Annotated in this window: 15 protein-coding genes; all 15 read right to left on the reverse strand. The window is 31.5% G+C overall.

The features are described from left to right. On the reverse strand, positions 1-856 hold an 856-nt coding region (locus ABJI11_RS08775), incomplete at its 3' end, for a bile acid:sodium symporter family protein (protein ID WP_348351315.1). Positions 857-1,023: 167 nt separating this feature from the next. Next, positions 1,024-1,884: a hypothetical protein gene (locus ABJI11_RS08780; protein WP_348351317.1), complete on the reverse strand. Its 861-nt coding sequence runs from the start codon at positions 1,882-1,884 to the stop codon at positions 1,024-1,026. Further along, on the reverse strand, positions 1,885-2,316 hold the full coding sequence (locus ABJI11_RS08785) for a hypothetical protein (RefSeq protein ID WP_348351319.1): 432 nt from the start codon (positions 2,314-2,316) through the stop codon (positions 1,885-1,887). Beyond that, on the reverse strand, positions 2,268-2,603 hold the full coding sequence (locus ABJI11_RS08790) for a hypothetical protein (RefSeq protein ID WP_348351321.1): 336 nt from the start codon (positions 2,601-2,603) through the stop codon (positions 2,268-2,270). Before ABJI11_RS08790 ends, ABJI11_RS08785 begins: the two co-directional genes overlap by 49 nt. Before the next feature lie 54 nt (positions 2,604-2,657). After that, on the reverse strand, positions 2,658-3,419 hold the full coding sequence (locus tag ABJI11_RS08795) for a DUF4272 domain-containing protein (protein ID WP_348351323.1): 762 nt from the start codon (positions 3,417-3,419) through the stop codon (positions 2,658-2,660). A gap of 112 nt (positions 3,420-3,531) precedes the next feature. Further along, entirely contained in the window at positions 3,532-4,203 is a 672-nt protein-coding gene (locus ABJI11_RS08800; RefSeq protein ID WP_348351325.1) for a hypothetical protein, read from the reverse strand. A 34-nt stretch (positions 4,204-4,237) separates the two neighbouring features. Beyond that, complete coding sequence (locus tag ABJI11_RS08805) at positions 4,238-4,882, reverse strand: hypothetical protein (RefSeq protein ID WP_348351327.1); 645 nt, start codon at positions 4,880-4,882, stop codon at positions 4,238-4,240. A 57-nt stretch (positions 4,883-4,939) separates the two neighbouring features. Next, entirely contained in the window at positions 4,940-5,443 is a 504-nt protein-coding gene (locus tag ABJI11_RS08810; protein WP_348351328.1) for a hypothetical protein, read from the reverse strand. 75 nt (positions 5,444-5,518) lie between these two features. Further along, complete coding sequence (locus ABJI11_RS08815) at positions 5,519-6,250, reverse strand: hypothetical protein (protein ID WP_348351330.1); 732 nt, start codon at positions 6,248-6,250, stop codon at positions 5,519-5,521. 44 nt (positions 6,251-6,294) lie between these two features. Further along, on the reverse strand, positions 6,295-7,380 hold the full coding sequence (locus ABJI11_RS08820; protein WP_348351332.1) for a hypothetical protein: 1,086 nt from the start codon (positions 7,378-7,380) through the stop codon (positions 6,295-6,297). Positions 7,381-7,408: 28 nt separating this feature from the next. Then, positions 7,409-8,068, reverse strand: a complete 660-nt coding sequence (locus tag ABJI11_RS08825) for a hypothetical protein (protein ID WP_348351334.1) — start codon at positions 8,066-8,068, stop codon at positions 7,409-7,411. A 72-nt stretch (positions 8,069-8,140) separates the two neighbouring features. Next, a complete protein-coding gene (locus tag ABJI11_RS08830) occupies positions 8,141-8,395 on the reverse strand; it encodes a hypothetical protein (protein ID WP_348351336.1) in 255 nt (84 codons plus the stop codon). An 11-nt stretch (positions 8,396-8,406) separates the two neighbouring features. Beyond that, positions 8,407-9,054 carry a hypothetical protein gene (locus ABJI11_RS08835; protein WP_348351338.1) on the reverse strand — a complete coding sequence of 216 codons (648 nt, stop codon included), beginning with the start codon at positions 9,052-9,054 and terminating at the stop codon, positions 8,407-8,409. 118 nt (positions 9,055-9,172) lie between these two features. Continuing rightward, entirely contained in the window at positions 9,173-9,787 is a 615-nt protein-coding gene (locus tag ABJI11_RS08840) for a hypothetical protein (protein WP_348351339.1), read from the reverse strand. Positions 9,788-9,914: 127 nt separating this feature from the next. Next, the coding region (locus tag ABJI11_RS08845; protein ID WP_348351341.1) for a mechanosensitive ion channel domain-containing protein at positions 9,915-10,543 on the reverse strand (629 nt) is incomplete at its 5' end.

The raw sequence follows: 10,543 nt of genomic DNA on the forward strand, positions 1-10,543 counted from the left end.
CAAATAGTATTTTAGAAAAAACGGTACCGTGTACCAGCGATTTTTTAGTACCGCAAAACTGTGCGGTAATTTGGTCTTCTTTATTAAGATGTAGTCTTTTTGATATTAATTTTGTGAGATAGAATACAATTGAAAACAAGAATATGACACCTATTAAAATGAGAAGTAAATCTAATATAGAGACAGCACTAAAAATATTCTTTTCAAAAGATTCACTAAAGCTTTTATAGATAATCAATAGAATTATCGATTTATCGAACAGTGTTATTTTGCTTTTGTGTTTCTGTACAAAAGAACCAAAGAAGCGATGTAAAAGAAGCCCTATTATTACTGGTATTATTATTTGTACAATTAGTTTAATGTAAATTTCTGTAAAATCGAAATCTGTTTGTAAATCACTTACAAATAGTCCCATCCATAATGGGGTAAGGGCAATACCTATTATGCCAGAAATACTGGCGTTAAATATTGCTGCGGGTATATTCCCTTTTGCCAGCGAGACCATAAGAACTGAAGATGAAACCGTAGATGGTAATGCAGCTAAAAAGAAGAAACCTAACCAAATGTTTTCTTGTTCTTCATTTTGAATTAATGGATGTAGCAGTAAAACCAATAAAGGGAAAAGTAAAAAAGTAGCTCCCTGCACCAATAGATGTAATTTCCAGTTTTTGAGTCCTTGTTTTAATTTCTCGGGACTTAACTTGAGTCCGTAAAAAAAGAAAATTAGTGAAATACCTATACTACTAATTGCGTTTATCGGAAGTTTACTTTCTTGTGTTCCCCACTGTGGAAATAAGTATGCTAATACTATGGCAATAATTATAAAAAAGACAAACTTATCAATCTTCAATTTCATGAATATTCTTTACCACAAATAACTGAATTTTATTTGATACCTTCGGTGAAGAGGTTTTTATAAATTGAACGAATTAACATAAACTTAGTATTAACCTTCTGCCGAAAAAATATATGATTTTTGATGAATGAAATTGTAGCGATTTGAAATAGCAGCAGTAATGCATTTTATAGGGATTTTTTAATGTTATAGGTAAATTGTAATACTCTTAAATTCCATAATGTTAAAGTTTGTATTGCTGTTATTTTTTCATTTTCAGAATTTACCACAAGTTTATCTCTAAATGATTTAATAAACTTTGTCCATAAGTTTCCTTTAGCATCATGTAGTTGAAAGTAAAATCCGCTATCCCCAATTTTTTTGCCTGATGAGTTTAAAATAAGTTCACCATTTGCACCTACTGTCGGGTTTAATATAACCGTTGCACTGCCATTCGGCAAAGGAAAAATCGCTTTTATACAACTAGTGCCATTCGGTAGGGTACAAGGCTCATAGACACCAGAATACACTACTTGACCAGATTTTTTAAAAGTCCTGAGCCATATCGTTCGCTTAACTAGTTTTGTTTTTTTGTCTATTAAATGAATAATTTCACTTTGTAAAACTTCGGAGTCCTTATCGGCACCCATGGGTATATTTAACTGCTGAATACGATTACTAAACAAGGTTTTTAATAACCCTCCAAATATTTTAAATACAGGGTTCCATTTTACCGTTAGGTCAAAATCATAATTGCTTGTGTTTTCGTAAAAGTCAATTACATTTTTAGATAACTTATTAAGTTCTTGCTCTGGTAAATTTAATTGGCTAATAGACTGTAATAAGCCTTTGTCTATTTGCTTATCATCTATGTTTAGATTTTCATTTTCTGCTAATTGCTGAATGAATTTTACTCCAATACCATTGGTCTTACCAAACGGACCCAAAAGCCATTGGTGTTCTCTACGATTGATTTTTTTACCAAATAGAATTACCCATTGCTGGGTGATCCAATCTTGAAGATTTTGTTTTACAGGTGCGAATGCCATCTACCTGAATTTATTTAATTGAGCGGTAGGAATGAAATTTTGTTGCCCTTTCCATTCTCCAAATTCAGATATTGGCTTAAAACGTAGTGTGGTAAATTCAAAATGAAAGTCTTTTCTATCTCTCTCTTTCATGGCATTTGAATGTCTTTTTGGTTTAGGCATATTGCTATGGCCATGAACCATACTCGTCATTTCTTTTTCAGTTTTCCAAATAGAAAAAGTAGATACGGTATTAGGAAATTTAATGGATGCCAAAGAAAGTAAAGTGCCGGAATGATCTCTAACCAGCTTTTCTACAGGTCTGCCCCACTTTAAAAATCTGGGTATGGCAAAAGGTTTCATTCTTGCAATGGTGACAGCAACTACAGCAGAAGATTCATTCTCTAATGTCGCCTTTTCTTCCGGAATTTTGAATCCCTTAATTTTCCCCATTCTCTCATAAATACTAAACGAACGTGCCAACCTTTATTTAAAATGTTACCGAATTTTTCATTTTTAAGATAGTTCTCAAGAGCCTCTTCATTTTTCCACTGTGCAAAAATGGCAACCTGGTTAATAAGAAATCTAGAAGTAGATATTATAGGTGAGCCTAATGTCATGGCAGACATATATTCGACATGTACAAGACCTTTTGTATTCTTTTTTACCGGGTTTGCGAATAACCCCTTAACTGCCAAAGCAAATGGTATTTTGACAAGATGATAAGAGAATATGGTCATTTTTTGAATTGTTGAATACTTGATTTTAAAACGTTAATTTGTTGGTCAAAAAAATTAAGTACTCAAATCGGTATCTTCCCAACTAGTATCTTTAGAAACCATATAAGTTAAAGAATGCCTTCTTTCGTGAATAACACCACCATTGCCCATTGGGTCAAAACCTGTAGGTACTGTATCACTACCTAGCTGAGCACTTCTAACTGCATTATGTAGACAATAGAAAAGGTCTTCTTTTTTCATAAGGTCATTTTCAGATACTGTTATTTTATCTTTTACCCAGTCTGTCACGCTTTGGTCTAATTTACAGGTGTAGTTGCTTAAAATGTCTTGCATTAGATCGCCTGACATCATCTCACCTGTTAGTTCAGGTTCTTTGTAACCAAAATACCAAGCCAGAGGCCACGCATTTTCAAATTTCCAGCCAATAGCATTTCTTGCTTGCTCATCATCTCTTGGCACGTCTAAAATTGCTTTTTCATCCTGAGTCATAAAATTTTGAAGATTATTATTCTCAACAAAACTTAAGATGTGTTCTTTTGGTAAACTTTCTTCAGGGACCATTAACCACAATACCAATGCTTTTATGGCATGTAGTCTATTCGCTATTTCTATAGCAGGTCTTAATTGTCTGCCCAAATCTGTTGGTAACGATATGGTAGGTTTATAGCCGGCATTGAAACAGATATCTAAATTTCTTCGTCTTAGATCTGTCATCCAAGCAATATCATCATAAGATTTGGAAGTAGATTTATCTTGAGTTTCTTTCTTTGGTACTTCATTATCTTTTGAACCAAATAGTTTTTTAAATATGCCCATACTATTGTTGTAATTGTAGTTTAATTTTTAAACGTTTTTGAATACGCTTTGTTGTATAAGAGGATATATGAACTTAGGTGTTTACTGACACGATTTGTTAATATGTATAGGCTTATTGCACGGTACCTACCAGTCGTTGCTTTATTTCATTGTCTGTTATTACCCAAACAATTTCATATGCACCGGCGCCATCACTATTCCATTGATGGGCAAAGTATGTTTCTTCGTTCTTGTAGATGTTAAAATCATTTGTGCATTCATAAATATCACTGATTAGAATCTGCGGTACGTCAATTTTAATGCCTTTAATTGTGATAGTTAATTTTTCAGTTTCAGTCTTTGGTTTATTACCGTTAGTACCCCTAGGGTAGAGTCCGTTTATAGTAACGATATGGTTATTTTGATAATCAATAATTTTATCTTCTTCACTAAAGGGTTTTGTATCATAAAGAAACTGAACGTCAATTTCCTTATACTGTGCTAGAGTATTTATAGGTTGTATTCTGCTTTTATGAACATAACCATAGAGGTTATTTAAAGAACCACATTCTATTGAGAAGTCGTTTTTAGGTATTTCTATCATAATCCATTCAACACCTTTAGAATGGTAATCTTCTTGTCCATACCAAAATACTTGATTGTTCTTTAGTTTATAAATGACTTCTGATGTTGCATCTGCTACTTTGCGTACGTTGGTAAAACCATCTTTGTCATTAATTATAGCTACTTGCGCAGTAGTATTGTAAGCCATGAATAGTAATAGAAATGTAATTAGTAGTTTCATAATTTATATTTCGGACAAAAAGGTAATAGTTTTTTTAGCTATTTTTCTTCTCTTTGACAAATTCGGCGATATCAGAAAGATGACCAAAATTGTATTCGGTAATATCTTCTGGTGTTTTTAATATGTCAACGTAATCAATATCTAAAGCAGAAGATTTTTCTCCAAGTATGGTGTCTAACATGAGAAAAGTACCTGTTAGATAAACTTCTTTTTCTGATTCTATAAAATCAGGATAATATACATTTATACCAATAGAATTAGGATTAGTTTTTGAATGTAGGGGTACGTAAATAATTGTTTCAGGATTAAATTTAATACCATGAAATTCCAGTTCAAATCCCTTTCCCATTGGTGGTTTAAAAGCAATGATATCCCAATTTTTAAAGCTAGGGGCAACTGTTGTTAGGTCTTCGACTGCAGGAAAAACGTCTGTGTTTCCTTCAGCAGATATTATTAATTCTACCTTTTCATCATCTGGGTGACCACCGATTTCAAAATAAAGGTGCTCGTTGAATTTTTGTAGTTCTTCTATAAAAATGTTTAATAGGTTTTCTTTTTCTTCTTCATCAACATCAGATAAAAAAAGATAGTTGTTTTGATTTATTTTAAACCAGCTCCAAAAGGTTTTAGCTTTTTGATCCTGAGATAATTCTTGCTTTTTTTTAAATATGTTTTTCATATTCAGGTTTGGTTTTAGATTTTCTTCTACACTAATGGAGTCTTAAATTGTAATCTATTATTCTCGCCAAATAAAATCAGAAATTTCATCAACCGTGTATTCAAAATAGTTTCCGTTTTTATCTTTATTCTGGTTGAAATATTTGTGCTGGTAATTGACAAAATTTATGTCTATTAATTTTTGAAAGTAAGAAGACTCATTAGCCCAATTTTGCATTGCAATTTCATCGTCTTCATATTTCTCAGGATTTTCAAAAGTTTTGATTTTCACCAATACTTCCATTAATTCATTTTTCTTAAAGTCTGAAATTCTGATTGGATCAGGTAGGGATATTCTAAAAGATAAATTTTCGATTCCGTCAGCTTCCCAATATTCCCATAAATTAAATTCGGCTAAATTTTTTCCGGTTAGTTTTTCTAAATCTGATTTTACCTCGTCATGTTTTAATTCTGCCTTATTTGGGTTGTTATCCCAAAACTCAGTAAAGTCAAGGATCTTTTGTTTTACTACAGGATATAGTTTACGAGCTATTGCTAAATTTGGCTTTAGTTCTGGTCTCATATGTTTTAATGCAAATTGTTGCTTTAGCTGTGTTTAATTAAGTAATTAGAGCTATTGTATTTTAGCAGTAATTCTTTAATAGTATTTTCCTTCTTCACATTTATTTCTATCCCAATGCTGTTTTAGAAAAGTATTGAATTTTGGTTTTTTTTCTAAGTTGGTGCTAGCTTCATATTCGCCGCCATAAGCATTTTCATTACCGCACATAAGCATGGTTTCACCTCGTAGAGCATACTTGGAACTATCTTCGAACATGATTATTTTCATGTTGCCAGGATCCATTCCTCCACGGCACATTAAAACATAAGGCATGGCTATTTCGGTAATACCGTCATTGTCCAAATCTGTTATGGTGGTTGCTTTTGGTGCATAACCAATAAACCAATCTAAACTATAACATTCTATATAATCATATAGCCGCCATTTCTTTTTGTACTCGTTTTCATTACTGCTTTTTATGAATAAATAAGCATAGAGTTCAGCTTTGTCTTTAAGTGTATAATCTGTACTATCTTTTTCATAGTCCATCCAAGTAAAATTACCTGTTACCGTTTGTATAAGAATATTTTCACCATTGGTATCATTCCATTTTAACGCTTCTACTACAGTGCCTTTAAAATCTAATGATTTAGGAATATCATTATAGCTTAAACTATCTATTTTTATTTCTTTGCTAGAATTATCTTTATCCCAAATACCCAACCAAATATCAGGTTCTAATGTTCTAAATTTTTCTTTATGTTCTTCGCTTTGTGCAAAAGAGAGATTGGTGACTATTAAGACTATTATGATTATAATATTTTTCATCTTTGGTTCTTGTGGTTAAAATTGTTTTTTTGAAGACTAATTGTTTACTCCATTCTTTGTAATTCGGTTGCACCTGCTATTGCACCAATTGATTCGAATACTTCATCTTGGTCTTGAGTAGCTGTCCATCCCATTTTTGATAGTTCAGTTCTAACTTGTTGCTCTGATTTTTCTTTTACAAAATGATAGTATACAAAATCAACAACCTCTGTAGGAATTCTTTTTAATTGATAGGCAGTTAAGCCAGAAACAAATCTTAAGAGACCAACATAATATGTGATTACTAATTGAACGACCCAGCTTATTACCAAACCAATCCAACCAGTGTTTGCACTTTTAATGATCAGACCAGCTTCAAATCTTATTTGTATAAACTCCCAAAAACTAAAGGGTTCAAAGTTGTTTTCGTTCAATATTATTTGATACTGAAAATATTGATTAGAAACATATGTGACCACTATCATTGCTATAAGAATGTAATGTAAATAATCATAAAAAGTATAATTACTTAATTTGATGAGTTGGGTAAGCGCATAGCCTAAAATAATTGCAACTGCAACTTCAAAAACGCCAATAATGTAAATTCCTTTAACGGAGAGGAAAGCAACTAAAAACCCCACTAAGAGGGCTGTAATTAAGCCGCCAACAATCGGAATTAAAATCTGAGGTTCTTTACGTCTTTTTGGTTTTGGTAAATTTTCTGGTATAACGTAGTCATCCCAATTATTGGCTTTTTCAATTTCCTTTTCTAATGCTGCAATAGATTCATGATCAAACTCTTTTTCGGTTTGTTGAAATGCGTGGATGAATAATTTAACCCTTTTAGAGTTTCTACCATTATCCCACATTTCGTTACCTAGAGAAACACTTTTAACGGTTAATTTGCCATTTTTAAACGATACATTGATTTTTTCGGTCCAGCGGTTCCAATCTCCTTTTCTTTTTGCTTCGGCATTTCTTTCATCATGGTAAACAATATCCCACCCTAATTTTTCGAAAGTTTTATTGACAACATTTATAATCACTGTTTTATTCAAATCAGTTTTTATTTTCTCTTCAAATTTGGGAGACCAACTAAAAATGTGCTTTTTCTTAATTGATTGCTCGTATTGTTTAAGATTTTCATTCATTTGATTGGCAGTATGGTGTTCGTACTTTTTATTCAGTAATTATTTTGCTGTAAATATTCCCTTTCCAGTATAACTGATTATCTGTTTCTAAAGTATTTACAAACTCAAAATCAAACACTGCTTTTATAATTCCGCTTTCAAATAATGCTTTATCTATTTTAATAGTTCCGCTTTTTAAAGGGAAAGTATTTATTCCTAAATCTCTTATACTGTTGAAATAAACAGAAGCGCTACATGAGTCATTTATCAGTTCCAATATTAAATTGCTATGTGTAGAAACGTTGCTTTGAGATTCTCCTTTTATAGTCCCATTCTTTAGTTTCTTGAAATCTATATAATCTGTACCTGAATATTCATACATTCTGTTCTCAGATTTCAATGAATGATAGACGTGGGTGGTGTCTATTAACTTATAAAATGCTTGTAATGAATCTTTATATATTTTACCGGTATTGTCTTTCATTCTGTCAATAGCTACCGGGCAACTGCCATCGCAACTTAATTGACCATGACTGTTTTTGTAAATTCCTTCCTTATAATTCCAATTTTCTTTAAACGAAAAGTCACCTTTTAAATCAGTCGTCCATTGAATATTTATGGCGTTTTTAGATTCAATTTTCTTGTCAATGGTCTTGCAAGAAATTGCTGTTAAAAGAAGTAATAATATGATTGATTGGTTGTTTTTCATTTTGTTTTTGTATGGTTAAAAACCTGACTTAGCACAGTAGGGGGTAATGAAAATTTCAGTTTTATATTTAAATCAAATGTTTCGCTTTTTTAATAACGCTTCTAACTCATCATTTTTATTAGAATTACTAACTAATCTATATATAAAATAGATAGGAAATAGTAATGGTATAAGAGCTCCAAAATTTTTTCCAATAATTGATGATACAATCCCAATAACTACAATACTTGCAAGAAAGCCAATTATAAACGCATTCATAATCTTTGACTTTTTTAATTTCTTTTTTTCAAGTACTAATTCTTCATCTGTTAATTCTGAAGCATTCATATTCATATTTTTTAAAGTATTTGACTATTCTTAGTAGTAGTGTTTGCATTTTTATACAAGGTATTCACCTTTGGTTGAATAATCCAAATACCAATAAAATAGAACCACAAAAGAAAAAATTCCCCAGCAAAGTCTCCAAATTTCACTTTTCTTTTTAATTCGGCAGTTTTAATTGTTTTAGCCACAAAATACATGGAGTAAAATATACAGAACATGGAGAATAAATGAAGCAGTACAAAAATATACAGAGGCCAACCGATAAGTGAGAAGCTATTAGTGCTTATTCCAGAAAAAAGGCCGCCCATAAAGACCAATAGTAGAATGATATAGATTAGAGGGATGAAGAATAAAATTTTAAACTTTTGAACCTTCATTGTAATTTCTGACGGAATGTTTTTTTGAAGACCAATTGCCATTGACCAAAACCAGCCGAAAAATATTACTATGTATAAAATCATTATATAAGGGAAGAAATCAAAATAAAATAGGTTTTCATTTACAACCTCGGTAACGCCAACTCCATTATTATCTGATGTTTCAGAAGCAAGCGTTCGTAATTCAAATAATTGAAATAAAGCAAATATTTGGTATGCCAAAGGTATACCCAACATTAAAATGAATAATTGCCAATGTTTGGCTTTTAGATAGAAGTTAATCATTGTCGTGGTTTTACTATAGATTATAGTGAATAACAGTTAATTTTAATATTTTACTTTTTTCATCTATTTGTATTATGATAAACTGAAATAATAGATCTGATTTTATCTTTTTGTTCTTTTAAAGCGATTTAAGTTCACGTTGTAAATTTAGTTTAGCTTGTGTTTCAAATTGGTTATAAAAAAAGTCGGTTTTAAATATCCTGTCCATTGATAAAAAATGGAGTAGAACTTTTTTACGTCCAGGATTATAAATAAAGGAAGGGTAGATAGCATATTCCTTTCTAACATTTTTATAGTATAGAGTGTATGTTTCCCAACTTTGACCTAATACGGAAAGGTCTGCATCTGTAAAATAGTTAGTGTCGCTGTCGATTGATTTATGGTGCGATTTAGTAGCTAAAATTTGTTTTTTACATTGTTCAATAACCTCACTAGAAAGAGAAATTTCCTTCATACGTTTTTCGGCAAGTTCTGCACTTTTCACTTCGTTATCTGACTTAGTTGCGTTGTAGATGACGTCGTGGTAGTATAGGGTGAATAGGATAGTATCCCAGTATTGTATTTCTTCTTTTACATCAGTCAATTGAGCTAATAAATTATCAAGATGTTGTAATGTATGATAATGTCTTTTATTGCCTGAATATTTTTTTTCGATTTCTGACCATAATGTATTTATCAAACTTTTATCATCGGTATATTTTGTCAGTAGTTCATTGAATTTTTTTTGAAGCATGATTTTCCATTAATATTTGTCAATGTAATTATGAGCACCAGCAAATCTACCCAAGAAAGATACAATTTTCATCTAAAGTCAATAGAGCTAGTAGATTAAAATATAAAAGAAAGTAAAAGACGAATAGTTATGAAGAAGCAATAGGTACCGGTATTTCATATACCTGTAGTTGAAAATAGGGTAGGGCAGCTAATAGGTGATCAAAAATATCTGCCATAATATATTCGTAATTCTCCCATCGTTTATCAGTGCTAAATGCATAAATCTCTAAAGGTATACCTTGCGGTGTTGGTGCTAATTGACGAACCATTAAAGTCATGCCTTTGTTTACGGCAGAATGGTTTTGAAGATAGTCGTTCACGTATTTTCTAAACACCCCAATATTGGTCAGGTTTTTGCCATTTATTGCAAGTTCTTTGTCAATGTCATTTTCAGTGTTGTAAGTTTTGATCTGCTCGTGTATTGTATTTAAATAGGGTTGTATAAGTTGTATTTTTTTAAATTCTGTTACATCGGTATCAGTTAAAAAACGAACACTTTTTTGACTAATAATCAAGGCTCGTTTAATACGTCTTCCTCCAGATTCTTGCATACCGCGCCAGTTTTTAAAGGAATCTGATATTAATGCATAAGTGGGTATAGTAGTAATGGTCTTATCAAAATTCTGAACTTTTACCGTTGCCAATGATATTTCAATAACATCTCCATCGGCACCAAATTTGTCAAAACTGATCCAGTCACCAATGCGCACCATGT

The organism is Maribacter sp. (assembly GCF_039968975.1).
Lineage (GTDB): Bacteria > Bacteroidota > Bacteroidia > Flavobacteriales > Flavobacteriaceae > Maribacter.